Annotated in this window: 24 protein-coding genes; 22 read left to right on the top strand and 2 right to left on the bottom strand. The window is 33.3% G+C overall.

What is annotated here, in order from left to right:
* Window positions 1–13 precede the first annotated feature (13 nt).
* Entirely contained in the window at window positions 14–940 is a 927-nt protein-coding gene (locus BM153_RS01925; protein WP_092870197.1) for a diacylglycerol/lipid kinase family protein, read from the bottom strand.
* Window positions 941–1,198: 258 nt separating this feature from the next.
* On the opposite strand from BM153_RS01925, the gene BM153_RS01920 reads away from it, so the two are divergent.
* A complete protein-coding gene (locus BM153_RS01920; protein ID WP_330391973.1) occupies window positions 1,199–2,407 on the top strand; it encodes an HlyC/CorC family transporter in 1,209 nt (402 codons plus the stop codon).
* Here the strand turns inward: BM153_RS01920 and BM153_RS01915 are convergent.
* Window positions 2,404–3,057 (bottom strand): C39 family peptidase, encoded by a 654-nt coding sequence (locus tag BM153_RS01915; RefSeq protein WP_177205533.1) that lies wholly within the window; start codon window positions 3,055–3,057, stop codon window positions 2,404–2,406. The two genes, BM153_RS01920 and BM153_RS01915, sit on opposite strands and share 4 nt — an antisense overlap.
* A gap of 249 nt (window positions 3,058–3,306) precedes the next feature.
* On the opposite strand from BM153_RS01915, the gene BM153_RS01910 reads away from it, so the two are divergent.
* From BM153_RS01910 to rnc, 21 genes are all read left to right on the top strand, one after another.
* The gene (locus tag BM153_RS01910; protein WP_092870193.1) at window positions 3,307–3,810 is read left to right on the top strand and encodes a GreA/GreB family elongation factor; all 504 of its coding nucleotides are present in this window, start codon (window positions 3,307–3,309) and stop codon (window positions 3,808–3,810) included.
* A gap of 78 nt (window positions 3,811–3,888) precedes the next feature.
* Entirely contained in the window at window positions 3,889–4,032 is a 144-nt protein-coding gene (gene scfA, locus BM153_RS01905) for a six-cysteine ranthipeptide SCIFF (RefSeq protein ID WP_092870191.1), read from the top strand.
* A 246-nt stretch (window positions 4,033–4,278) separates the two neighbouring features.
* Window positions 4,279–5,637 (top strand): thioether cross-link-forming SCIFF peptide maturase, encoded by a 1,359-nt coding sequence (gene scfB, locus BM153_RS01900; RefSeq protein WP_092870189.1) that lies wholly within the window; start codon window positions 4,279–4,281, stop codon window positions 5,635–5,637.
* A gap of 24 nt (window positions 5,638–5,661) precedes the next feature.
* Window positions 5,662–7,974, top strand: a complete 2,313-nt coding sequence (secD, locus tag BM153_RS01895; protein WP_092870187.1) for a protein translocase subunit SecD — start codon at window positions 5,662–5,664, stop codon at window positions 7,972–7,974.
* Window positions 7,975–8,169: 195 nt separating this feature from the next.
* Window positions 8,170–9,927: a single-stranded-DNA-specific exonuclease RecJ gene (gene recJ, locus BM153_RS01890; RefSeq protein WP_092870367.1), complete on the top strand. Its 1,758-nt coding sequence runs from the start codon at window positions 8,170–8,172 to the stop codon at window positions 9,925–9,927.
* Between the two features lie 20 nt (window positions 9,928–9,947).
* Window positions 9,948–11,867: a DNA gyrase/topoisomerase IV subunit B gene (locus tag BM153_RS01885; protein WP_092870185.1), complete on the top strand. Its 1,920-nt coding sequence runs from the start codon at window positions 9,948–9,950 to the stop codon at window positions 11,865–11,867.
* 42 nt (window positions 11,868–11,909) lie between these two features.
* Window positions 11,910–14,141: a DNA gyrase/topoisomerase IV subunit A gene (locus BM153_RS01880; protein ID WP_092870183.1), complete on the top strand. Its 2,232-nt coding sequence runs from the start codon at window positions 11,910–11,912 to the stop codon at window positions 14,139–14,141.
* Between the two features lie 85 nt (window positions 14,142–14,226).
* Complete coding sequence (locus tag BM153_RS01875) at window positions 14,227–14,835, top strand: cytidylate kinase-like family protein (RefSeq protein WP_092870181.1); 609 nt, start codon at window positions 14,227–14,229, stop codon at window positions 14,833–14,835.
* A gap of 159 nt (window positions 14,836–14,994) precedes the next feature.
* Window positions 14,995–15,552, top strand: coding sequence for a translation initiation factor IF-3 (gene infC, locus BM153_RS01870; protein ID WP_092870179.1), 558 nt, complete (start codon window positions 14,995–14,997; stop codon window positions 15,550–15,552).
* Between the two features lie 41 nt (window positions 15,553–15,593).
* Window positions 15,594–15,791 (top strand): 50S ribosomal protein L35, encoded by a 198-nt coding sequence (gene rpmI / locus BM153_RS01865; RefSeq protein WP_092870177.1) that lies wholly within the window; start codon window positions 15,594–15,596, stop codon window positions 15,789–15,791.
* A gap of 21 nt (window positions 15,792–15,812) precedes the next feature.
* Window positions 15,813–16,172: a 50S ribosomal protein L20 gene (gene rplT, locus BM153_RS01860; protein WP_092870175.1), complete on the top strand. Its 360-nt coding sequence runs from the start codon at window positions 15,813–15,815 to the stop codon at window positions 16,170–16,172.
* A 345-nt stretch (window positions 16,173–16,517) separates the two neighbouring features.
* Window positions 16,518–17,612 carry a GGDEF domain-containing protein gene (locus tag BM153_RS01855; protein ID WP_092870173.1) on the top strand — a complete coding sequence of 365 codons (1,095 nt, stop codon included), beginning with the start codon at window positions 16,518–16,520 and terminating at the stop codon, window positions 17,610–17,612.
* Between the two features lie 275 nt (window positions 17,613–17,887).
* A complete protein-coding gene (locus BM153_RS01850) occupies window positions 17,888–19,726 on the top strand; it encodes an ABC-F family ATP-binding cassette domain-containing protein (protein ID WP_092870171.1) in 1,839 nt (612 codons plus the stop codon).
* Window positions 19,727–19,821: 95 nt separating this feature from the next.
* Window positions 19,822–20,823: a phosphate acetyltransferase gene (gene pta, locus BM153_RS01845; RefSeq protein ID WP_092870169.1), complete on the top strand. Its 1,002-nt coding sequence runs from the start codon at window positions 19,822–19,824 to the stop codon at window positions 20,821–20,823.
* A gap of 31 nt (window positions 20,824–20,854) precedes the next feature.
* A complete protein-coding gene (locus tag BM153_RS01840; protein ID WP_092870167.1) occupies window positions 20,855–22,051 on the top strand; it encodes an acetate kinase in 1,197 nt (398 codons plus the stop codon).
* Between the two features lie 282 nt (window positions 22,052–22,333).
* Window positions 22,334–22,837, top strand: a complete 504-nt coding sequence (locus BM153_RS01835; protein ID WP_092870165.1) for a YceD family protein — start codon at window positions 22,334–22,336, stop codon at window positions 22,835–22,837.
* A gap of 3 nt (window positions 22,838–22,840) precedes the next feature.
* Entirely contained in the window at window positions 22,841–23,020 is a 180-nt protein-coding gene (gene rpmF, locus BM153_RS01830; protein WP_092870163.1) for a 50S ribosomal protein L32, read from the top strand.
* Between the two features lie 137 nt (window positions 23,021–23,157).
* Window positions 23,158–23,529, top strand: a complete 372-nt coding sequence (locus BM153_RS01825; RefSeq protein WP_278278319.1) for an ArsR/SmtB family transcription factor — start codon at window positions 23,158–23,160, stop codon at window positions 23,527–23,529.
* A gap of 156 nt (window positions 23,530–23,685) precedes the next feature.
* Entirely contained in the window at window positions 23,686–24,690 is a 1,005-nt protein-coding gene (plsX, locus tag BM153_RS01820) for a phosphate acyltransferase PlsX (protein ID WP_092870363.1), read from the top strand.
* 48 nt (window positions 24,691–24,738) lie between these two features.
* Window positions 24,739–24,975: an acyl carrier protein gene (gene acpP / locus BM153_RS01815; protein WP_092870161.1), complete on the top strand. Its 237-nt coding sequence runs from the start codon at window positions 24,739–24,741 to the stop codon at window positions 24,973–24,975.
* Between the two features lie 110 nt (window positions 24,976–25,085).
* Window positions 25,086–25,763, top strand: a complete 678-nt coding sequence (rnc, locus tag BM153_RS01810) for a ribonuclease III (RefSeq protein WP_092870159.1) — start codon at window positions 25,086–25,088, stop codon at window positions 25,761–25,763.
* Window positions 25,764–25,820 lie beyond the last annotated feature (57 nt).

The raw sequence follows: 25,820 nt of genomic DNA, 5'->3' as shown, positions 1-25,820 counted from the left end.
TCCTCCATAGTCTTTAAAAGGAAGTGTTTGTAATGAATCTGATTTGTTCTTCTTCTGCCAAAGCACTTATCCTGTTTTGAAGAAAGCAGGATTCACCATCTGTATGAACAGGTGATTTTTTTGAAAGATGTATTTCGGCAGATTTACATCTGTATATATGAACTCCTTTTATTTTTGTATGTAATCCAAAATGCGCTATAGGAAAAAGCATAAGCATTTTTAGCTTAATTATATTGTCAACTACTATAACATCCAGATAACTATCATCAGGTCTTGCCTTTGGACAAAGCTTAAATCCTCCACCTTCGTAAGGAGAGTTAAGAATAGTTGTAAAATAAACGTTGTCAAAATTTAAGCGTTTACTGTCATCCAAAATCACAATTCCTTTTGAAGGATTACATTTGATAAGTTGTTTAATTGCAATACCGGCATATGTAAGACTTCCAAGATTAAATTTATTAAGTCTTGTTTTTAATTCGGAATCCAGTGCTTCGTGACAAACTCCGGCATCTAAGCCTATTCCACAGCTGACGAGAAAACGCCTGCTGCTGGTACCGTATGAAACCCTTCCAATATCAAGTAAAGTAAAATATTTTGGGTTAAGAATAAGGTTTAATGCCTCAAGAGGTTCTCTGGGAAGTTTCAAATATCTTGCTAAATCATTGCTTGAACCGGCAGGAATATAACCTAATGTTACACTTTTAACATTAATAATCCCATTAATCACTTCATTTATGGTTCCATCTCCACCTACTACAACAATAATCTTTGGCTTAGCTTCCAAAGTTAAACTTTTGATGATTTCAGTGGCATGGTATCTGTGGTTTGTCATAAACAACTTATATTGTATATTATCTTCTTTAAGCTTTTTTTCTATTTCTGCCCAGATTTTTCCACCTTTTTTTGAACATGAATTTGGATTAACGATAAAGTAATACATTCTCTTTCTTCCCATCTCTTCGGTAATTATAAAAGGTCACGCTTCATTTGCCGAACCAAAGATAATTATAATATATATAGAGTGATTATTCAATTAGCATAAAGTGTGTAAATATTAAATAAATATTGAAGAAATTCTTAATTTTAAAAAATATATTAGCTTTACAGGGAATTTAAAAAGAGTTATAGTAATTTTTATACTTGTCATTTTTGAAGGAGAGGGTTTCACACGTTAGTTTCAATAATTTTTTTAGTAATTTTGATTTTACTTTCGGCTTTTTTTTCTTCAGCTGAAACAGCTTTAACAACAGTTAACATGGTACGAATTCGTCTTTTGGTAGATGAAGGAAACAAGAAAGCGGCTATTGTAGCCAAAATAAAAGATAATTCTTCACATATGTTAAGTACCATTTTAATATTTAACAATATAGTAAATCTTTCAGCATCAGCACTTACCACAACAGTGGCTCTTGAGCTTTTTGGAAGTCAGGGAGTAGGTATTGCAACAGGAATTCTTACTTTTATAATTGTTGAATTTTCTGAGATTACACCTAAAACCATTGCAAGCATTAATGCTGAAAAGATGTCTTTGTTTTATGCCCCGATTATTTATATGTTAATGAAGATAATGGTTCCGGTGATATTTGTCATTGAAATGCTTTCAAAGTTTACCATGGCAGTATTTGGAATTAAAAGTGACGAAAATCAGGGAAAGATAACCGAAAGTGAACTAAGAACCATTGTAGGAGTCAGCAATGAAGAGGGAATTATCGAAAACAGCGAATATGATATGATAACTAATGTTTTTGATTTTGGCGACTCCAAAGCGAAGGATGTTATGGTTCCAAGGATAAACCTTACTTTTGTAAATATTGACAGTAGCTACGACGAGCTTATTGAAATCTATAGGAAAAACATGTTTACCAGGTATCCGGTTTACAAAGAAAGTACAGATAATGTAATTGGTTTTATTAATGTTAAAGATCTTATTTTATATGGTGATTTTGCGGATTTTAAAGTAAAAGATATTTTAAGAGAGCCTTTTTATACCTATGAGCTTAAAAATACTGCAGAGTTATTTATGGAGATGAAAAACTCTTCAAATTCAGCTGCCATTGTATTGGATGAATTTGGAATAACTGCAGGAATGGTGACATTAGAAGATTTATTAGAGGAAATTGTGGGAGAAATCAAAGATGAATACGATGAGTACGAAGAAGAGGAGATTCATAAGATATCCCCAAAAGAGTATATTGTAAAAGGCACCACAAAAATTGATGACTTCAATGAGGAAACAGAAATTTCGATTTTCAGTAAAGCATATGATTCCATGGCAGGCTACCTTTTAGAACAAATGGAGCATTTGCCGGTGGAAGGTGAGAATTTCAGAAACAGCGAGGGAATACTTTTTATTATCAGAAAAATGGATAACAAAAGAATTGATAAAATATATATAAAACTTCCTTAATTCTTTTTTTTGATTATTACAGACTGTGAACCCATAGCTTCATGAACAGCTTTCACAGTCTCTTTATTATATTTAACCAGACCTCTGCCTTGATAAGTATCATTAAAATAAAAATTTTCAGAGTCGTAGCCGATAAGAACAAGACAATGTTCTCCTGTTTTCCATGTATATTTTACATTGGTACCGGTAAGAATCCAACTGCTTCCGTTACCAGGGGCAGACATATTAATGGTAGCCCACAGCAAAACGGGAATATCATTATCAATATAGGTTGTTAGTGTATCAACATCAGTTCCGGTAAGATTTATAGCTTCCATATTTTCAGGCAAAATGTCCTTTAAAGCCTTGACAATTACAGGAGAATAACAGCCAAAACCGCTTGTGCTTGAGGGATTTCCGATGTAATATTCATCAGGACTTGGACCGGTTAAAACACCATCCACTGTTTCCAGTTCCTTTTTTGGAAGATAGTTATTGATGAAATCTTCAATGGAAATATCAATACCATAATAGTTTAAAATCATGACTGCACTGGCACTTTCGCAGCCTGTAGGATAACCCTTGTCCATATTGATATTATCTATATCCAGTATTTTGTAATTTGCATCTTTATCATTATTATTGCCATCATTTAATAAAAGCTTTTCCATGGAAAGATCTTCCGAAAAAACATTTAAAAAAATAATTCCGGCAATTATAATGAATAATAAGATAATTGAGATTTTAAAAAATATTCGTAAATTTTTATACATGATAGTTTTCTTCTTTTATAATATTATTAATATGTAAATACGGCAGGTGTCTGTCCTGCCCAATGTAAATATAATAATTAATAGGAATATTGTCAAATACACATATTTGTGGCTTGGTTTAAGATACAGCATTTTAAGGAGGCAGAAATGTACGACGAATTAACAAAAAAAGACATTGAAAGAATGGAAAAGGAAATAGAACACAGAAAACTTGTTGTTAGAAAGCAGGCTTTAGAGGATGTTAAGGAAGCAAGGGCTCACGGTGATCTTAGCGAAAATTTTGAATATCATGCTGCAAAAAAGTTCAAAAATCAAAATGAGAGCAGAATTAGATATTTGGAAAAAATGATAAAAACAGCAAAAATAATTTCAGATGAATCCGCAGATGATGTTGTGGGAATCAACAATACTGTCGAATTATATATGGAAGATGATGATGAGATAGAAACTTACAAGCTAATTACAACTGTAAGGGGAAATTCTCTGAAAAATCTTATTAGCAACCAATCACCCCTGGGAAAGGCGATTGAGGGCAAAAAAGTGGGAGATAGGGTTTATGTAAAAGTTAATGATGATTTTGGTTATTATGTTGTTATTAAATCCATTCAAAACACTGATGATGACGGAACTGATGAATTGCGGAAATTCTAGACAAGTAATTTTCTAAGTGTTATAATAATAAAGTGTGGGTTTATAAACACACAAATTCAGACGAAGGAGGTTTGAATAATGAAGCATATTAAGACTCTTTCTACTAGAGATTTAAAGGGTTCTATGAAAAAAGGCGGATGCGGTGAATGTCAGACATCTTGTCAGTCAGCATGTAAAACATCTTGCACAGTTGGAAACCAGAGCTGCGAAAATAATAAATAATTTTCTTGAAGCTTTAATTGGGGATTATGATTAATATTAATTATGATTAATTTAGTAAGCAGCGGAAAAATCCCTCCGCTGCTTACATTTGTGAGAAGAAAGATGATGTCTTTCTTTTTTAGTAGAAATAAGTGAAGATTTTTACTAAAATGAGATAGAAAATTTACTAATTACACTAGGATAAATTATATTAAATGCTTTTCGGGATTGAAAATTTAGAAAAGTATGTATTGAAAGGAGAATAAATTGGTTCATCAGTTTGAAAACAATGGATACAAAATCGTTATGGATGTGGAGAGTGGAAGCATTCACGTGGTAGACGATGTGGCATTTGATGTTATCCCTTTGTTTGAAAAGAATTCACTTAATGAAATTGTTGAACAATTATCTGATAGATATACAGCTGATGCTGTAAGAGAATCTTATAATGAAGTTAAGGAATTAAAAGAAGAAGGACAGTTGTTTACAGAGGATAATTATGAAAGCTATATGAATGGTTTTAAGGCTTTCAAACCTGTTGTAAAAGCAATGTGTCTTCATATTGCCCATGATTGTAATCTTGCCTGCAAATACTGTTTTGCAGAAGAAGGTGAATATCACGGTCGTAGAGCTTTAATGAGCTTCGAAGTGGGAAAAGCTGCTCTTGACTACCTTGTTAAAAATTCAGGAAGCAGGCGAAATCTTGAAGTGGATTTCTTTGGCGGAGAACCGCTTATGAATTTTGATGTAGTAAAGAAGCTGGTTGAATATGGAAGAAGTATTGAAAAAGAATATAATAAAAATTTCAGATTCACCCTGACTACAAATGGTGTTCTTTTAAATGACGAAGTTATGGATTTTGTCAATAAAGAATGCGGAAATGTTGTTTTAAGTACAGACGGAAGAAAAGAAGTTCACGATAAAATGAGGCCATTCAGAAACGGAAAAGGAAGCTATGAAATGATTATTCCTAAATTCCAAAAGATGGCTGAAAGCCGAAATCAGACTAATTATTATGTCAGAGGCACTTATACTCACTTTAACAAAGACTTTTCAAAAGATGTAATTCACATGGCAGATTTAGGTTTTAAGCAAATCTCGGTTGAACCGGTAGTTGCACCGCCTTCTGAGGATTATGCCATTACAAGTGAAGATTTGCCTGAATTACTTGAGCAATACGACATTCTTGCAAAAGAAATGCTTGAAAGAAAGAAAAACGGAAAAGACTTTAATTTCTTTCATTTTATGATTGATTTAGAAGGCGGTCCATGTGTTGCAAAAAGATTGTCTGGATGTGGTTCTGGAACTTCTTATCTTGCTGTGACCCCTTGGGGAGACTTTTATCCGTGTCATCAGTTTGTGGGAAATGAAGATTTTCTTTTGGGAAATGTTTTTGATGGTATTAAAAGGACAGATTTGCAGGATAAGTTCAAACTTTGTAATGTATATTCAAAAGAGAATTGTAAAGACTGTTTTGCCAAATTTTATTGTAGTGGTGGATGTGCTGCTAACTCATATAATTTTTCAAATGATATCAATGGTTCGTATGATATCGGATGTGAACTCCAGAAAAAGAGAGTGGAGTGTGCAATTATGCTTAAAGCTGCAGAGGCAGATTTAATATAATACGAAAGGAGCTATTTTTTAAAAATGAAAAAGAATAAGGGGATTGCCATAATCCTTTTTACGTTTATCGCAATTGGATTTTTGGGCTATGTGTGTATCCTTGGTTTGGGAAGTACCGGTACAGGTGCTGCAAAAAATATCAAGCTTGGACTTGATTTGGCAGGAGGAGTAAGTATTACTTATCAGGCTGTAGGGGATACTCCAAGTGATGAAGAAATGGGTGACACCATAGGAAAACTTGAAAAGCGTGTTGAAAATTATAGTACAGAAGCTTCAGTTTACCAGGTGGGAAATGACAGAATTACAGTAGAAATTCCGGGAGTAACAGACGCAAATGCAATACTTGAGGATTTAGGAAAACCAGGTTCTCTTACATTCCAGGATGAAGATGGAAATATTTTAATCGAAGGAACAGATATTGCAGATGCTCAGGCTGCAAGCATTAAAAATGACATGGGCAACAAAGAGTTTATTGTTGAGCTGACTTTTACTGATGAAGGTGCTAAAAAATTTGCGGATGCAACAAGTAAAAATGTTGGAAAATCCATGCCTATCGTTTACGATGATCAGACTATAAGTGCACCTAAAGTTCAGGCTGCCATTAGCGGTGGAAAAGCACAGATTGATGGAATGGAATCATATGAAGCGGCTGATGAGCTTGCATCTTCTATAAGAATCGGTGCTTTAAAAGTAGAACTTGAAGAACTTTCTTCAAGAGTTGTTGCAGCAAAACTTGGTGGACAGGCAATAGAAACCAGTTTAAAGGCAGCAGCTATCGGTTTGGCACTTGTTGTATTATTTATGTGTGTATACTATTTAATACCGGGTGTTGTAGCTTCAATTGCACTTGTTTTATATACAGCGATGATTTTAATTACATTAAATGCCTTTAATGTAACATTAACACTGCCTGGTATAGCAGGTATCGTATTATCAATTGGTATGGCGGTTGATGCTAATGTTATTATCTTTGCCAGAATCAGAGAAGAACTTACAGAAGGAATAAGTGTTAAAACTGCTCTGGAAAATGGATTCAGCAAGGCTTTTTCAGCGATTTTTGACGGAAATATCACAACATTAATTGCTGCTATAGTACTTCAGATCAAGGGATCAGGTACTGTTAAAGGGTTTGCACAGACTCTTGCAATCGGTGTTATTTTATCAATGTTTACGGCATTGGTTGTAACAAGATTTTTACTTAAAGCCTTTCATGCTTTAGGACTCAAAAATCCTAAAATGTATGGAATTAATAAACCATTTAAAACCTTTGATTTTATTGGAAAAAGAAAGATTTTTTATGCAATTTCACTTGTATGCTGTATTGCAGGTCTTGCATTTTTAGGAGTAAATAAATCAAGTACAGGTTCTATTTTGAATTTCAGTCTTGACTTTGCAGGTGGTACATCAACTACCGTTTCTCTTAACGAGAAGTATACAATAGATGAACTTGATTCAGATGTTAAACCGGTTGTTTCTGAAGTTACAAATGATAATAATATCGAAATTCAAAAAGATCAAAATTCAAATGATGTAATAATCAAGACCAGAACACTTAGTCTTGATGAAAGAGAAGCTTTAAACAAGAAACTTATTGAAACATTTAAAGTTGAAGAATCTTCTATTCAATCAGAAACAATTAGTTCAACCATTAGTTCCGAGATGAGAAGTGATGCTATAGTTTCAGTTGTTATAGCCTTAATTCTTATGCTTTTATATATCTGGTTCAGATTTAAGGATATCAAGTTTGCTTCCAGTGCTGTTTTGGCATTGTTCCATGATGTACTTATCGTTTTTGCATATTATTCAATTTCAAGAGCTTCAGTAGGTACAACATTTATTGCTGTTATGTTAACAATAGTAGGTTACAGTATTAATGCTACAATCGTTATTTTTGACCGTGTCAGAGAAAAACTTAAATATACAAAGCCAGGTGATGATATTAAAACCCTTTGTAATGAAAGTATTACTCAGACACTTTCAAGAAGTATAAATACATCTTTAACCGACTTTATCATGCTTCTTGTTTTATACATTTTAGGTGTAACTTCTGTTAAAGAATTTGCTGCTCCTCTTATGATTGGAATAATTGGTGGTGCATATTCATCAGTTTGTATCACTACATCTTTGTGGTATACTTTCGGTGCTAAGAGCAGAGCTAAATTTGCTGCAACTGCAGTTAAAACTTCAACTAAGAAAAATAAAGCAGAAGCAGTTGTTAATGGCGATGATTTATATGAAGAAAAGCCGGTACTTGCCAAAGAAAAAAATCCTGAAAATAGAAATGCAGAGCTTGCAGTTAAAAAAAGAGGAAGAAAAGGCAAAAAAGGTATACACTAAAATAGATTGATTTGGTTAAAGCGTGGTAGCTGTAATCTGCCACGCTTTTTTATGTAATTAAAAACAAAACATACATTCGCTAAAAAACTTGCAATTCGAACATTTGTCTGATACAATACAAAACGTATCTGTGAAAGACCAGATATTAATTAAGTGAAGTAGAAGTGTATATTTATGATTTGAGGTTAGATGAATTTGAAAAAATGGTTTATTACCAATAAATACGCAGATTTTTATGCCAATGGTAAAAAATTTAATATAGACCCTGTTGTGGCCAGAGTTATTCGAAACAGGGATGTTTATGATGATGAGATAGAAGAATATCTTAGTATGAATATTTCTTTTTTAAATAATCCCAGGGATTTAAAAGACCTTGATAAAGCTACAGATATTATACTTGGGAAAATAGATGAAGGAAAAAAGATAAGAGTTATAGGTGACTATGACATAGATGGTGTTTGTTCAACATATATTTTACAGGATGGAATAAAGCAGGTCGGAGGTATAGTGGATTATGATATTCCTGATAGGGTAAAAGACGGTTATGGAATAAATGAATCTCTTATCCAAAAAGCTTTTGACGAAGGAATAGATACGATAATTACCTGCGACAATGGTATTGCTGCCAGAGAACAGATTAAGTATGGAAAAGAGCTGGGAATGACCATTGTGGTTACAGACCATCATGATGTACCTTATGAGGAAATCGCTGGAGAAAAGATAGAAAAAATCCCTGAGGCTGATGCTGTAGTTGACGCAAAACAATTAGATTGTCCATATCCCTTTAAAGAATTGTGTGGAGCTTCCATAGCTTTGAAATTTGTTACGATTTTACTTGAAAAAAAGGGAATAAAAGACTGGCAGAAATATGATTATCTGGAAATGGCTGCTATAGCCACAATTGGTGATGTTGTTGAACTAAAAAAAGAGAACAGACTTATTGCCAAATTAGGAATGGACAAAATCAAATCAACAATAAATATTGGGTTGAAAGCATTAATAGAGGTTACAGGCCTTTCAAAGGAAAATATAAGCTCATATCATATTGGTTTTGTTATTGGTCCATGCTTAAATGCCGGTGGAAGGTTGTACACGGCTAAATTAGCACTTAAATTATTTATGTGCCACGATTATGAAGAAGCATTGAAAATTGCTTTGGAATTAAAAAACTTAAATGACAGACGAAAAGAAATGACGGAAAAAGGGGTTATGCAGGCTGTTTCCATTATTGAAGAACACAAATATTATAATGATAAAGTAATTATTGCATATCTGCCTGATTGTCACGAAAGTATTATTGGTATTGTCGCCGGAAGAATCAGAGAAAAATATTATAGACCTACATTCATTCTATCAAAAGGAGAGGATGCCGTAAAAGGCTCAGGCCGCTCCATTGAGAGTTTTCATATGTTTGATGAAATGATAAAATGTCAGGATATATTTGAAAAATTTGGTGGTCATGCAATGGCAGCGGGCTTATCCATTAAAGAAGAAAATATTGAAGAGTTTAGAAGGCAGATGAATGACAATTGTCAATTAGGTGAAGCTGATTTTGTTGAAAAACTGCAAATAGATGTGCCAATGCCTTTAGATTACATCACAGAAAAACTTATAAATGACCTGTCTGTAATTGAGCCATTTGGAAAAGGAAATACAAAACCTGTTTTTGCCAGAAAAGATATATCTGTTTTAAATTTGAGGATAATGGGAAAAAACAGAAATGTTATTAAAATGCAGGTTAGGGAAGATAAATATATATTTGATGCCATATATTTTGGAAATGTAGAGAAAATGATGACATATTTAAAAGATAAATTCGGACAATATGAGATTGAAGAAAATCTTATGAAAAGGCGTTCAGATAAAGTAAAATTGTCCATGGCTTATTATCCGTCAGTTAATGAATATATGGGAAGAAAAAGCCTTCAGATAATAGTTAGTGATTACTTTTAAAACTTTGAGAGGAATATATTATGAGTAATGAAAAATACAATGCAGATTCCATTTCTGTGTTAGAGGGATTAGAAGCAGTTAGAAAAAGACCGGGAATGTACATAGGCAGCGTTTCCGTGAAAGGACTAAATCATCTTATTTATGAAATCGTAGACAATTCAGTTGATGAACATATATCAGGATATTGTCACAATATATATGTAACTTTAGAAAAAGACGGTTCTGCCACAGTAGAAGACGATGGCAGAGGTATTCCAGTTGACATGCATAAAAAGGGCGTTTCAGCAGCCAGACTCGTTTTTTCCACACTTCATGCCGGTGGAAAGTTTGATTCAGGTGTATACAAAACCACAGGAGGACTTCATGGTGTAGGTTCTTCAGTTGTAAATGCCCTTTCAAATCGAATGGACATAGAAATATACCGAGATGGAAAGATATGGCATGATGGATACGAAAAAGGAAGACCGGTTGTAGAACTTGTAGATGGTATGCTTCCGGTTATTGGAAAAAAATCAAAAAGCGGTACTAAAATAAATTTTCTTCCTGATGATGAGATTTTTGAAAAAACTGTTTTCAGGGAAGAAGATATTAAAAGAAGACTTCATGAAACTGCATATTTGAATCCTAATCTTACTATTTTTTATAAAGATAAGAGAGAAGGAAAAGAGGAAGAAATTGTATTTTCTGAGCCGGATGGATTAATAGAGTTTATAAATGAGTTAAATCAAAATAAGGACAAAATTCATGACCCGATTTATTTTAAGGGAGAGTCGGATGGAATTGTTGTTGAAGCGGTATTCCAATATATAAATGAATTTCATGAAAATATTATTGGTTTTTGTAATAACATCTTTAATTCAGAAGGTGGTACTCACATCACAGGTTTTAAGAGCATCTTTACAAGTGTTTTAAATCAATACGCAAGAGAATTAGGAATATTAAAAGATAAAGAACCGAATTTTACCGGAAGTGATGTGCGTAATGGAATGACTGCGATTATATCAATAAAGCACCCTAATCCAAGATTTGAAGGTCAGACGAAAACCAAATTAGATAATCAGGATGCTGCCAGAGTTACATCCAAAATTACAGGAACGCAGATACAGTTATTTTTTGATAGAAATGTTGAAGTATTAAAAAAAGTAATAGAATGTGCTCAACGATCAGCTAAAATCCGAAAGACAGAAGAAAAAGCTAAAACAAACCTTTTATCAAAGCCGAAATTTTCATTTGACAGTAATGGAAAGCTTGCCAATTGTGAAAGCAGAGATCCTAAAAAATGTGAAATATTTATTGTGGAGGGAGATTCAGCCGGTGGTTCCGCAAAAACAGCTCGTGACAGAAATTTTCAGGCTATTCTTCCTATAAGGGGAAAAATATTAAATGTAGAAAAGGCAACAATAGACAAAGTTCTTGCAAATGTCGAAATTAAGACGATGATTAATGCCTTTGGCTGTGGATTTTCCGAGGGATATGGAAATGATTTCGATATAGAAAAATTAAGATATGACAAGATAATCATTATGGCTGATGCCGATGTTGATGGTGCTCACATTTCTACCTTGCTTTTGACTTTGTTTTATCGGTTTATGCCTGAACTAATATATGAGGGGCATGTATATATTGCTATGCCACCTTTATATAAGGCGATTCCCAAAAAAGGAAAAGAAGAGTACCTCTATGATGACAGAGCCCTTGCTGCTTATCGAAAAAAGCATAAAGGAAGTTTTACACTTCAGAGATATAAAGGTCTTGGTGAAATGGATGCTGAACAGTTGTGGGAGACTACGCTGGATCCAAAAAGGAGATTATTGAAAAGAGTTGAAATAGAAGATGGAATGACAGCGTCTAAAATTACTGAACTTTTAATGGGTACGGAGGTACCTCCAAGAAAAGAATTTATCTATAAAAATGCAAGAGAAGCTGATTTGGACATTTAGTAACATGAAAGGAGAAATCCGGTATTACCGGTTAAAATAGATATGGATGATACAATAATAAAAACAGAATATTCAGATATTATGCAAAAATCTTATATAGATTATGCTATGAGCGTAATAGTATCCAGGGCATTACCGGATATCAGAGATGGTTTAAAACCGGTACAAAGACGTACTCTTTATGATATGCATGAACTGGGAATAAAATATAATGGACCATTTAGAAAATCTGCCCGTATAGTCGGTGATACCATGGGTAAATATCATCCACATGGAGACAGTTCTATTTATGATGCTTTAGTTGTGATGTCTCAGGATTTTAAAAAAGGACTGGCTTTGGTAGATGGACATGGGAATTTTGGTTCAATCGAAGGTGATGGCGCAGCGGCTATGCGTTATACAGAGGCCAGACTTCAGAAAATTACTCAGGAAGCATACCTTGAAGACATAGACAAAGATGTTGTTGATTTTATACCGAATTTTGATGAAACAGAGAAAGAACCTGAGGTATTGCCGGTAAAGATTCCTAACATTTTAGTTAACGGAGCAGAAGGAATTGCTGTTGGTATGGCTACCAGTATTCCACCTCATAATCTTGGTGAAATTATAGATGCTTTTATTGCTACTATAAAAGATCCGGATATTACGACACAAGAGCTTATGGAGATTGTTAAAGGTCCTGATTTTCCTACCGGAGGAATAGTAGTAAACAAGGATGAACTTATTAATATTTACCAAAGCGGTTGTGGCAAAATCAAGCTTAGAGGTAAGGTTGAAGTTGAAAAAAAGAAAGGTGGAAAGGAATGCCTTGTCATCACAGAAATACCGTATACAATGATTGGCTTAAGCATTGGGAAATTTTTAAATGATGTATATTCCCTGGTTGAAAATAGATATACAAATGACATTACAGATATTTCCAATCAGTCCTCTAAAGAGGGAATAAGAATAGTTATTGAGTTAAAAAAAGGTGCCGATGCAAAAGCAGTAGAAAATTTATTATATAAGAAGACTAGACTTGAGGATACTTTTGGAGTAAATATGCTTTCAGTGTGTGATGGGCGTCCGGAAGTATTTGGGATAAAAGAAATTCTTAATAAAGTCTCTGAATTCAGGTTTGCAACAGCTACACGAAAGTACAATAATCTGCTGACAAAAGAAAAAGAAAAAAATGAAGTTCAGGAAGGTTTAATAAAAGCCTGTGATGTAATTGATTTGATTATAGAGATTTTGCGTGGCAGTAAAAATATAAAAATGGCTAGAGAATGTCTTGTAAATGGTGTTACAAAAGGGATTAAATTTAAAAGTGAAGCCTCAAGAAAAATGGCTGAATTGCTTCAATTTACCCCTGCCCAGGCTAATGCTATTCTTGAAATGAGATTATATAAATTAATCGGTCTGGAAATGGAAGCTCTTGTAAAAGAACATGAAGAAACATTAAAAAAGATTGCATTATATGAAAGCCTGTTAGGAAACCACTACCTAATGGCAAAGGAAATTATAAAAGAACTTACAAAAATAAAAAAAGAGTTTGAAAGACCTAGAAGAACGGAAATTACCAATGCAAAGGAAGCAGTTGTCTTTAAAGAAGAAATAAAAGAAGAAGAAATAGTATTTTTAATGGATAAGTTTGGTTATTCAAAAGTTATAGATTTAAATACCTATGAAAGAAATAAAGAGGCTGCGGACACTGAAAATAAATATGTAATTCATGGAAAGAACACAGGTAAAATTTGCATTTTTACAAAAGAAGGTAATTTACATTCTGTGAAATTGCTTGATTATTCAATAGGGCGATTTAGAGATAAGGGTATTCCAATTGATAACAAATCAACATTTGACAGTTCAAAAGAAAATATAGTTGCAATATATTCAAGTGACGATATATATAATAGAGAGTTATTATTTGCTACAAAAAAATCTATGGTAAAAAAAGTGTCAGGAAATGAATTTTTTGTATCTAGAAAAAATGTTGCTGCCACAAAATTAAATGAGGACGATTGCCTTTTGGCAGTTAATTTGATTGATGCAGAAGAAACAATTGTGCTTCAGACTGAAAAAGGTTCGTACTTGAGATTTTCGTTGGATCAGATTCCAGAGCAAAAGAAAGCAGCTTGCGGAGTGAGGGGTATGAAACTTACTGGAGAAGATTCAGTAGAAGAAATATATTTACTCAAAGAAAATGAAGTAAGAGAAATAAAGGCCGGCAATAAAACTATAAATCTTTCTAGAATGCACATAGGAAAAAGAGATAGTAAAGGGACAAAGAAATGATAAAAAAATATTGTATATTGAGCAAGTTGTTTATGATATAATAAATGTATTATTTGGCATTTAATACGGACGGGGGTAAGAGATAATGGATAAACAATTGATAATTTGTATTGATAGAGAGTACGGTAGTGGTGGATTGGAGATAGCAGAAAAGCTGTCAAAGGCTTACGGCATTCCTTTGTATCATAATAATATAATCGATGAAGTATTCAAAGAAAACGGAAATGTTGACGAGTGGAGAGAGGAAGATGAAAAACCATCTACCTTTGCTTTTACTAGAGCTTTTTCAGGTTCAGTTAAGTCTTCAGCAAATATACTTGCAAAAAAACAATTCAAATTTATTAAAAAACTGGCAGAGCAAGGTCAATCCTTTGTTGTTGTAGGCAGATGCAGTGATTATATTTTAAGAAACCACCCAGCACAGGTTTCATTATTTGTGTCTGCAGACATGGAATTTAGAATAGAAAGAGCTCAAAAGGTATATGGACTTTCAAAAAACGAAGCAAGACCTGCTATTGGAAAAAAAGATAAATTTCGTGCCAGATATCATAACAGTTTTTGCGATACACCCTGGGGAAATGCAAGAGGTGTTGATTTATGCATAAAGAGTAGTGATATAGGTATTGATGAAACTGTTAAATTGATTCTCAACTTTATAAAAGTTGCCCGAGGAATTGAAGCCGTAAATTATTAAAAAAAACATTGACAATGTATTAATAAGGTGATATTATTTTAAAAGTTGAGCGAAGAGCTTAGAAAGAAGAAGCAGAGTATCCACTCTCACCGAAGCGCTATTATGGGCGGCTTACGGTTATAAAATACGATTAATTAGTGTTAAGGCACTTTTCTTTATATGTATTTGTGGATAGCTTCTGCTATCCATTTTTTTTGGAGGTGCACAGATATTAGCGAATTATTAATTAACGAACAAATTAGAGATAAGGAAGTCAGACTTATTGGAGAAGACGGTGAACAGATAGGTATTGTATCTTCTAAAGAGGCCTTAAAGATGGCTCGTGAAGCAGGTCTTGATCTTGTTAAGATTGCACCGGGTGCTAAACCACCTGTTTGCAAAATAATCGATTATGGAAAATACAGATATGAGATGGCTCGTAAGGAAAAAGAGGCTAAAAAGAAGCAAAGAACAATCGAAGTGAAAGAAGTTAGAATTTCGCCAAATATCGATGTAAATGATCTTAACACGAAAGCAAATGCTGCTAGGAAATTTATTGCTAAAGGCGATAAGGTAAAGGTAACGCTTCGTTTTAGAGGAAGGGAAATGGCACACATTTCCACAAGTAAGCACATCCTGGATGATTTCGCCCAAAAGCTTGAAGATGTTGCAGTTATCGAAAAACCTGCAAAGCTTGAAGGAAGAAGCATGACTATGTTTTTGGCTGAAAAGAGATAGTTTTGCGATTTATATAATTACATTTAAGGAGGATATTAATTATGCCAAAGATGAAAACGAAAAAAAGTGCTGCAAAGCGTTTTAAAGTAACAGGAACAGGAAAATTAAAAAGAAATAAGGCTTACAGACGCCATATCTTAACCAAAAAGTCTCCAAAGACAAAGAGAAATCTTAGAAAAGCAGTTATAACTGATATTACAAACTCAAAGGTAATGAAGAAGATTTTACCATATTTATAATATAAGGAGGATAAAATTACTATGGCAAGGATTAAAGGTGGAATAGGCGCTAAGAAAAAACATAACAGAGTTTTAAAACTCGCTAAGGGATATAGAGGAGCTAGATCAAAACAGTACAGAGTTGCAAAACAGGCAGTAATGAGAGCTCTTGCAAGTTCATATGTTGGTAGAAAACAAAGAAAAAGACAGTTCCGTCAGCTTTGGATCGTTAGAATTAATGCAGCAGCAAGAATCAATGGATTATCTTACAACCAGTTAATGCATGGATTAAAAGTTGCAGGTGTTGATATCAATAGAAAGATGCTTGCTGAAATGGCAGTAAATGATGCAGCTGGATTTACAGCATTAGCTGATCTTGCAAAAGAAAAGTTAGGTAAATAATTATTCGATATCAAATATATAAAAAGATCCATTTGTTAATGGGTCTTTTTATATAAGAAATCAGGCTTACAACTATAAAGTTCATATTTATCTATCCCTTGCTTTGGCAAGGGTTTTTCTGTGCTAAAATGGAATGATGATGTTTAAAGTATTTAAATTTAAAAGATTTATTCATATATTTCTTTTATGTTGTAGGAAAATGTATTATTATTGCTTAAAAATATGAACTATCTGTGTTAATATTATGTTTATTATTTAAAGCATCCATATGAGGTATTTAAAATACATATTTGACTTAGACAATATTTAAGATAAAAAGATTTATATAAATTTAGGAGTTTAATTTTGAGTAACAGCGTAATAAATTATTTTTTAAATGAATATTATATATTGATGGTTATCGTCGTGGCTTTTTATCTGCTTATTGTTAGTATTGATACAAAATATTTTGTCAGTAGAAGGAATATATGTATTTTTTTAGTTCTTGACTTTATGAATGCCCTGGCAAATACCGGTGAATATTTTACGGGGCTGGATGTGAAATTTTATTATCTAAGAATTTTTTTCGTAATTTTGGGATACACTTTACAGGTTCTAATGGCTACCCTTACTTTAAAGACTTTTTATAATAAAGCATTTTTCCCTAAATGGTTATATGTACCGGCTATTATAGATATATTCATTTGTATGACAGCATTTTTCTCAGATGTTGTATTTGGATATGATGAAAATTATATGTATGTAAGAGGACCTTTGGGATTATTACCTATATTTATTTCTTTTTTGTATATTTTTATTTTGCTTATTATGTCTGTGCACAGAATTGGTAAAAGAGATATGATAGAATGCTCTGTAATTGTATTTTTAGGTTTAATAATATTAATTACAACAGTATTACAAATGACAGGTTTTCTAAAACATGATTATCAGGAAACGGTTTTTGTTGTTTGTATAGTGTTTTATTATTATTATCATTATATGCAAGCAGCTAAAAAAGACGTTTTAACCAAATTATTAAACAGACAGTCATATTACGATTGTATCATAAGCAAAGATTCAAAAATAACGGGCTTAATTGCTATAGATATGAATGGCTTAAAAGAAATAAATGACACCAAGGGACACAAAGAAGGAGATATATCTCTTCAAAGGCTTGCAGATGTAATAATTAGATATTTAGACGGTTCCATGAGAGCTTACAGGGTAGGCGGAGATGAATTTAATATTATCCTAATGGGAACAAAAAAAGTTGTAGTAGAAAATTACATAAAGAAAGTCAAAAACAAAACAAATAATACCGACTATTCATGTTCTGTGGGGTATGCACTGAGGTTACCTCGACAGTCTATAATTGAAGTCGAAAAACAGGCAGATAACATGATGTATGAAGATAAAAGAAAACATTATGAACTGGCAGGAATAGACAGAAGAAGAAGATAGGCACTCTTTAAAGGGTGCCTATCTTTGTAAGGATAAACCTTACAGATTCTATATATTATGGCTAATGTATAGCTTGGTTATTGATAAATATTCTCAATAAATTTTTCGGACAAAATCAGATATATGATAATAAGAGTTGAGCATATAAAACATATAAGTGGAGATTTGTTTTAAAATACTTAAATTTATTATAGTAAAATACTTTCTCTAAAGAGCTTTTTATGGAATAATAAATGATGGTTTATTGACACTTTAGACCGGGAGGAAAAATATAGATGAATTTAATTACAGCGACAGATATGGTTAAGGTTTTTACAGAAAGAAAAATACTTGATAAAGCTGATTTTTCTATAGATGAGGGAGAAAAAATTGGAGTAATAGGCGTAAATGGAACAGGAAAGACCTCGTTTTTACGCATTTTAGCAGGGATTGAGTCTATCGATTCCGGGAAAATAGTAAAAGCAAATAACATCGTTATTAATTTTCTTCCACAGGATTTTGAATTTGAAGCTGATACTACAATCTTAGAATGTGTTACTAATTATGTGAAAAATTCTTATGGGAATTATGAAGAAGATTGGGATGAAATTAGCAAGGCAGTGGCCATGCTAAATCGATTTGGCATAGAGGATACTTCAAAAAAAGTATCTGAATTATCTGGAGGTCAAAGAAAAAGAGTTGCCTTAACCTGCTCATTATTAAAAAAATGTGATGTATTAATACTTGATGAGCCTACAAATCATCTGGATAGTGAAATGGCAAACTGGCTTGAAAATTACCTTAAAAATATAAAACAGGCAGTAATAATGGTTACACATGACAGATATTTTCTGGATAGTGTTTCCAACAGAATAGTTGAACTTGATAAGGGAAAAATATATTCATATAAGGCAAACTATGCGGGATTTTTGGAATTAAAACAACAAAGACTTGACTATGAAAAAGCAGGACTTAGAAAACGAAGAGCAATATTAGATAAAGAAATAGCATGGCTTAAAAGAGGAGCAAGAGCGCGTTCCACAAAGCAAAAGGCTCATATTCAAAGAGTAGAAAATCTTATGCAAAATGTGGGGCCGATTGTAGAAGACGGTAAGGTTGAAATGGAATCTGTTTCAAGCCGTCTTGGAAGGACTACCATAGAACTGGAAAATATATCAAAATCCTACGATGGTAAAGTATTAATTGATAATTTTACTTATATATTCCTGAAAAATGACAGAATAGGATTTATAGGAAAAAACGGGTGTGGAAAAACCACTTTAATGAAAATAATTGACAAGAGACTAGAAGCAGACAGTGGAAAATTGGTAATAGGACCTACCGTGAAAATAGGTTATTATGCTCAGGAAATTTCTAATGATAAAAGTGCCGGAATTGCGTATATGGATCCGGAAATAAGAGTTATTGATTACATAAAAAACACTGCTGAATATGTCAGAACAAACGATGGGCTTGTATCTGCTTCGAGTATGTTGGAAAGATTTTTATTTACTCCGGATATTCAATATAACCAGATAAAAAAATTATCCGGTGGTGAAAAAAGAAGACTGAATCTTTTAAGAGTTCTTATGGAAGCACCAAATGTATTGATTCTAGATGAACCTACAAATGATCTTGACATTACCACACTGGCTATTTTAGAAGATTACCTTGATACATTTGCCGGAATTGTAATTACGGTATCGCATGACAGATATTTTCTTGACAGAGTAGTAAGAAGAATATTTGCTTTTGAGGAAAATGGAATTATAAAACAGTATGAAGGTGGCTATACAGACTATAAAAATGCAGTTGGAGAAAATAATATCAGCAATTCCAAGGGAGAAGTAGTTAAAGAAAAGAAATCTTTTGATAAAGTTCATAAAAGAGAACATGAGAAAAAATTGAGATTTACATTTAAAGAACAAAAAGAATATGAAACTATAGAAGAAGATATTGAAGCCTTGGAAAATAAAATTTCGATTATAGAAGATGAAATTTTAAAATGTGCCAGTGATTTTGTTAAATTAAATGAATTGTCTAAAGAAAAAGAAAGTTTGGAAGAACAATTGAGTTTAAAAATGGAAAGATGGGAGTATCTTTCAGAATTGGACGAAAAAATAAAAAATCAATAAAATAGACTGAAATCTTAAGGAATTTAACTTGTGTAAGAATAATTTTTGTTTTATAATAAAAATACTGTGAATTGACTTTGAAAGGAGAGATAGTGATGTCTTTTATAGACAATGTGAAAGCAAAAGCAAAGGAAAACAAAAAAACAATCGTACTTCCTGAATCAGAGGATGACAGAACATATCATGCCATCGTTCAGGTATTAAAGGATCAGACAGCAGATATTATTTTAATTGGTAATAAAGAAACTGTTGATTCAAAGGCCAAAGAACTTGGCACAGATATAGCAGGTATCAAAGTAGTTGATCCAGCTAATTTTGAAAAATTTGATGCTTACGTAGATAAACTCGTAGAGCTTCGTCAGAAAAAAGGTATGACTCCTGAAAAGGCTAAAGATATTCTTTTAAATGACTATGTAACATTTGCTGTTATGATGATTAAAATGGATGATGCAGACGGTGTTGTTACAGGAGCTTGCCATTCCTCAGCAGATGCTATCAGACCTGCACTTCAGATTCTTAAAACTGCACCTGGAACAGAATTAGTTTCAGCATTCTTTATCATGGACGTTCCAAATTGTGAATATGGTGAAAATGGAGTATTTGTATTTGGTGACTGTGCACTTAACCAGGATCCTGATTCAGAGCAGCTTGCTGCTATAGCAAACAGCTCAGCAAACAGCTTTAGACAGCTTGTTGGAGTAGAGCCACAGGTTGCTATGTTATCACATTCCACAATGGGAAGTGCAAAACATGCATTAGTTGATAAGGTTGCAGAAGCTACAAGAATCGCTAAAGAAAAATATCCTGATCTTAAAGTAGATGGAGAACTTCAGGCAGATGCTTCAATAGTTCCTTCAATCGGAGAAAGCAAAGCTAAAGGAAGTGATGTTGCAGGACATGCAAACGTATTAATCTTCCCTAACCTTGATGCAGGAAACATTTGTTATAAACTTGTTCAGCGTCTTGGAAAAGCAGAAGCTTACGGCCCTATCCTTCAGGGAATTGCAAAACCTATAAATGACCTTTCAAGAGGATGCTCTGCTTCAGATATTGCCGGAGTAGTAGCTATTACTGTAGTACAAGCTCAGAATAATTAATATAAAAGTTTACAAAAAAGGAGATAGAACGATGAAAGTATTAGTTCTTAATTGTGGAAGTTCTTCACTTAAATATCAGCTTATAGATATGGAGACCGAAGGAGTATTAGCTAAAGGTCTTTGTGAAAGAATTGGAATAGATGGTTCTGTACTTACACATAAGGTACCGGGAAAAGATGATTATGTTGTAGAAAAAGCTATGCCTAACCATGAAGTAGCTGTAAAAATGGTTATGGATGTATTAGTAGATCCTGATAAGGGTGTAATCTCAGATACAAAAGAAATTGCTGCTGTTGGACATAGAGTTCTCCATGGTGGCACTGTATATAGTGATTCAATCGTTGTTAATGAGGACGTTAAGAAAGTTATCAAAGATTGTATTCCACTTGGACCTCTTCATAATCCTGCAAACCTTATGGGTATCGAAGCATGCGAAGCAGCTATGCCTGGAACACCTAATGTTGCAGTTTTCGATACAGCATTTGGAATGGGTATGGAAGAGTCAGCATATCTTTATGCAATCCCATATAAATATTATGAAAAATATGGAATTCGTCGTTATGGTTTCCACGGAACAAGCCATAAATTCGTATCTGGAGAGATTATCAAATTTGCTAACCTTCCAGAAGGACATAGAAAAGTTATTGTATGCCACCTTGGAAACGGTGCCAGCATTTCAGCTTCAATCGATGGAAAATGCGTAGATACATCAATGGGACTTACTCCTCTTGAAGGACTTATTATGGGTACAAGAAGTGGAGATGTTGATCCTGCTGTTGTACAGTTCCTTGCAAATAATGAAAAATTAACAGTAGATGAAGTATTAAACATCTTAAATAAAGAATCAGGAATCCTTGGTCTTTCAGAAGTTTCAAGCGACTTTAGAGATGTTGAAAAAGCTGAAGCAGAAGGAAATCACAAAGCTGCTGTAGCAAATGCTGCATATCGTCATCGTGTAATCAAATATATCGGAGCTTATGTAGCAGCTATGAACGGTGTTGATGCTATAGCATTTACAGCCGGAGTTGGAGAAAATGACGCTTCCGTTCGTAAGTTAGTTTGCGAAGGTCTTTCATATCTTGGAGTTAAGATTGATGATGCTAAGAACAATGGACCTAGAGGAGTAGCTGCTCAGATTTCTACAGATGATTCAGCTGTTAAGGTATATGTATACCCTACAAACGAAGAACTTGCTATCGCTAGAGAAACACTTGCTCTTGTAAAATAATTGAAATAACATTAAAGTGAATCTGATTATAAAAGGCTAAAATTAAGTTTTTAAGAAAAGACGGATATCGATATATTTCGAATCCGTTTTTTTCTTGATTAATCATAGGATTAGTGTCAAGTTTATTTACTTTATACTGTTGACAAAAAGAAAGAGTGCAGTTATAATAGGAAAAGTGTGAAAGTTTGAGTGCTTTCGCCATTTTAATGTATAAGGAAAGATATATTAAATTGTAACTTAGTAATACATTGTGTTTCGATTTTTGGAAAGGTTATTATTATAATGCAAGTTGATGTATCAAATATAATATCACAGGAAAATCGCAATGAAACTGTGAATGCTCATGTAGATATTGCTAAGGTTTCCTTTAAAATGGGGGATTTTCCTATTGTTTCAAAAGAAGATTTTCTGCTTACATTAAAACACAAGAATTCTCACGTTTTTTGTGTTTCATTTAAAGTAAAACTTACAATAGAGTTTCCCTGTGACAGATGTCTTACTTCTGTAGATAAAGAATTCTTCATCGAATTTGATGAAGATATTGATATTAATGAGGAGGATTGGAAGTTCTGTCTTAAAGAAAAGGTTTTGGACCTTGATACACTTATCGTAAATGAGTTAATCGTTAACTGGCCTGCAAAGATATTATGCAAGGAAGATTGCAAGGGAATATGTCCTGTTTGCAAAGTTAATCGAAATAAAGAGACCTGTGACTGTGACACCAGGGTTTTAGATCCCAGAATGGCAGTTATTCAGGATATATTTAAGAATTTTAAGGAGGTGTAACCTATGTCTATATGTCCAAAAAATAAAACTTCAAGAGCAAGAAGAGATAAAAGAAGAGCAAATTGGAAAATGACTGCTCCTACATTAGTAAAATGTAGTAAGTGTGGTGCTTTAATGATGCCACATAGAGTTTGTAAATCTTGTGGATCTTATAATAAAAAAGAGATTATCGCTCAGGATTAATTAAAGACTAGAATGGTAAACAATATAAGGGGTATTAGAGTCATCTAATATTCCTTTTTTGTGCCTGCAAAAATCAACTGCTTTATAAAAAGCATGCAAAAAGAATATAAAAGCTTCCTTTAGCAATAGGAAGAAAAATGGTGAGAAAAGATATGGAAAAAGAAATTGAAAAATGTGAATGTGACATAATACATGAAGATGCTGTGATTAAGGCAAAAGCAGAAATGTATGATGATGAGCAATTAATGGATGTAGCAGATGTTTTCAAAATATTTAGTGATTTTACCAGAGTTAAAATATTAAATGTTTTATTTAATAATGAGTTGTGTGTTTGTGACATTGCGTATATTTTGGGTATGTCAAAATCATCCATTTCACATCAGTTAAGAATATTAAAACAGGCAAATCTCGTAAAAAACAGAAGAGAGGGTAAAGTTGTTTATTATTCTTTAGCGGACTCCCATGTAGAAACAATCTTTAACGAGGGGATTTCTCATATTAATGAGTAGAATTTTCTTTGTAAATTCATGAACAAATAATATTGATTTACATTTTTAATTATAGTATAGTAAAAATATTGTGAAAGATTTTTCGTTTAAAAGACCATGATTGGTAATAGATTTGTGCATATAACATGCATTTAATTGGAGGAAAACATGGAAGATATGATTAAAATCGCTTTGGATGCAATGGGCGGAGACAATGCACCTGATGCCAATATCCAGGGAGCGGTTGAAGCTGTTAATACGAGTAATAATATTAAAGTATTTCTTGTTGGTCAGGAAGAAGTCATTATTCCTAAATTGGAAAAATTTACATATGATAAAAACAGAATTGAAGTGGTGAACGCCAGAGAAGTTATCGCTACAGATGACCCACCGGTTAAGTCTATCAGACAAAAAAAGGATTCTTCCATAGTTGTGGGAATGACAATGGTTCGTAAAGGACAGGCAGATGCCTTTGTTTCCGCAGGAAGTTCAGGCGCAGTATTAGTAGGCGGTCAGATTGTTGTTGGAAGAATCAGAGGAATAGAAAGGGCACCTTTTGCAGCTGTTATTCCTACGGCAAATGGGGTATCACTGTTATTAGACAGTGGTGCTAATGTTGACGCGAGAGCTTCCCACCTAGTACAGTTTGCCAAGATGGGTTCCATATATATGGAAAACATAATGAATGTTAAAAATCCAAGTGTGGCTTTGGTTAATATTGGCGCTGAAGAAGAAAAAGGAAATATGCTGGTTAAGGAAACATTTCCTATCCTTAAGAATTCTCCTGATATTAATTTTATCGGAAGTATTGAGGCCAGGGAGATTCCCTTTGGGAATGCAGATGTTATAGTATGCGAAGCCTTTGTAGGAAATGTAATTCTAAAGCTTTATGAAGGTCTTGGTTCCATGTTTTTAGGTAAAATAAAAGAAAGTTTTATGAAGAACACTAAAAGCAAAATAGGAGCTTTGCTGGTTAAGGATTCCCTTAAGACCACCCTAAAGACTTTTGATTCATCTGCTTACGGCGGCGCACCTTTGCTTGGACTTAAAGGGCTTGTGGTTAAAAGTCATGGAAATTCTACTAAAAAAGAAATAAAAAATTCGATTTTACAATGTGAACAGTTTGTAAGTCAGCGTACAAATGAGAAAATTCAGAGTTTATTGCTGAATAAAGCATTGTAAGATATTAATTTTGAGCATTTTATATTCTGAAGAAGTGAGGTAAGAATTATGGAATTTGAAAAAATAAGAAAAATAATTGCAGAAGTGCTTAGTTTTGATGTAGAAGAGATAACAATGGATACTACATTTGTGGATGATCTTGGAGCTGATTCTTTGGATGTATATCAGATTATTACAGAAATAGAAGATGAATTCGGAATCGGAGAGATTAGTGCAGATGAGTTAGAAAATATAGTTACGGTTTCTGATGCAGTAGAAGCTGTTAAAAAACGTGTGGATGACTAGTTTTCGTAATCAGAAAACTTTCAGACGAGAGTGAGGTAATTATAACGAATAAGGCGAAAGATTTTGGAAAAAACAAAAAAACAAAGGCTGTAACCATTGTATCAAGTGAAATGTTGAAAGAACTTGAAGAGAAAATTGGGTATACTTTTAAGGATTTCAAACTGCTTAAACAGGCTATGATGCATAGTTCATATGCAAATGAACACAGGCTTAGCAAGTTTACCAATAATGAAAGATTGGAATTTTTAGGTGATGCAGTGCTTGAAATAATTACAAGTGAGTATCTTTTCACCAATTATCCAAAACTTCATGAAGGTGATCTTACAAAGATGCGAGCAAGTATCGTTTGTGAGCAGACTCTGGCATTATCAGCCAGAGATATTCAACTTGGAAAGTATCTTTTCCTGGGAAAAGGTGAAGATCTTACCGGCGGAAGAGAGAGAAATTCGATTATCTCTGATGCAGTTGAAGCATTAATTGGAGCCTTATATCTTGATGGCGGTTATTCCGTAGCCTCTGGTTTTATAAATCGATTTATACTTACTGATATTAAAGATAAACAATTGTTTTACGACAGTAAGACTATTCTTCAGGAGATTGTTCAAAGTGATTATCATGAAGAAGTGATGTATGCTTTAATAGGTGAAGAGGGACCAGATCATGACAAGCGTTTCATAGTAAGCGCTCAATTAGAAGGTCGTGAGATTGGTCGAGGTGTTGGAAAGACTAAGAAATCTGCCGAACAAGAGGCTGCTTATAATGCTTTAATGAAGACCAAGAATTATTAAGAAAATCCCACCTTAGTGGTGGGTTTCTTTGCGTCAGAAAACGTGTATAATATTTAG

The sequence above is a fragment of the Acetitomaculum ruminis DSM 5522 genome, from assembly GCF_900112085.1.
In the GTDB taxonomy this organism is placed as follows: domain Bacteria; phylum Bacillota; class Clostridia; order Lachnospirales; family Lachnospiraceae; genus Acetitomaculum; species Acetitomaculum ruminis.
The sequence above is the reverse complement of the archived record's forward strand: the minus strand, read 5'-3'. Positions and strand labels throughout refer to the sequence as shown.

Coding starts and splice junctions, on each gene's coding strand:
- BM153_RS01925 (WP_092870197.1), bottom strand. CDS start 940: ATGTATTACTTTATCGTTAATCCAAATTCATGTTCAAAAAAAGGTGGA.
- scfA (WP_092870191.1), top strand. CDS start 3,889: ATGAAGCATATTAAGACTCTTTCTACTAGAGATTTAAAGGGTTCTATG.
- rnc (WP_092870159.1), top strand. CDS start 25,086: ATGTTGAAAGAACTTGAAGAGAAAATTGGGTATACTTTTAAGGATTTC.
- rpmF (WP_092870163.1), top strand. CDS start 22,841: ATGTCTATATGTCCAAAAAATAAAACTTCAAGAGCAAGAAGAGATAAA.
- plsX (WP_092870363.1), top strand. CDS start 23,686: ATGATTAAAATCGCTTTGGATGCAATGGGCGGAGACAATGCACCTGAT.
- BM153_RS01875 (WP_092870181.1), top strand. CDS start 14,227: ATGGATAAACAATTGATAATTTGTATTGATAGAGAGTACGGTAGTGGT.
- BM153_RS01835 (WP_092870165.1), top strand. CDS start 22,334: ATGCAAGTTGATGTATCAAATATAATATCACAGGAAAATCGCAATGAA.
- infC (WP_092870179.1), top strand. CDS start 14,995: ATGTATTTGTGGATAGCTTCTGCTATCCATTTTTTTTGGAGGTGCACA.
- secD (WP_092870187.1), top strand. CDS start 5,662: ATGAAAAAGAATAAGGGGATTGCCATAATCCTTTTTACGTTTATCGCA.
- rpmI (WP_092870177.1), top strand. CDS start 15,594: ATGCCAAAGATGAAAACGAAAAAAAGTGCTGCAAAGCGTTTTAAAGTA.
- BM153_RS01850 (WP_092870171.1), top strand. CDS start 17,888: ATGAATTTAATTACAGCGACAGATATGGTTAAGGTTTTTACAGAAAGA.
- BM153_RS01915 (WP_177205533.1), bottom strand. CDS start 3,057: ATGGAAAAGCTTTTATTAAATGATGGCAATAATAATGATAAAGATGCA.
- BM153_RS01885 (WP_092870185.1), top strand. CDS start 9,948: ATGAGTAATGAAAAATACAATGCAGATTCCATTTCTGTGTTAGAGGGA.
- pta (WP_092870169.1), top strand. CDS start 19,822: ATGTCTTTTATAGACAATGTGAAAGCAAAAGCAAAGGAAAACAAAAAA.
- rplT (WP_092870175.1), top strand. CDS start 15,813: ATGGCAAGGATTAAAGGTGGAATAGGCGCTAAGAAAAAACATAACAGA.
- BM153_RS01825 (WP_278278319.1), top strand. CDS start 23,158: ATGGTGAGAAAAGATATGGAAAAAGAAATTGAAAAATGTGAATGTGAC.
- acpP (WP_092870161.1), top strand. CDS start 24,739: ATGGAATTTGAAAAAATAAGAAAAATAATTGCAGAAGTGCTTAGTTTT.
- BM153_RS01910 (WP_092870193.1), top strand. CDS start 3,307: ATGTACGACGAATTAACAAAAAAAGACATTGAAAGAATGGAAAAGGAA.
- BM153_RS01840 (WP_092870167.1), top strand. CDS start 20,855: ATGAAAGTATTAGTTCTTAATTGTGGAAGTTCTTCACTTAAATATCAG.
- BM153_RS01880 (WP_092870183.1), top strand. CDS start 11,910: ATGGATGATACAATAATAAAAACAGAATATTCAGATATTATGCAAAAA.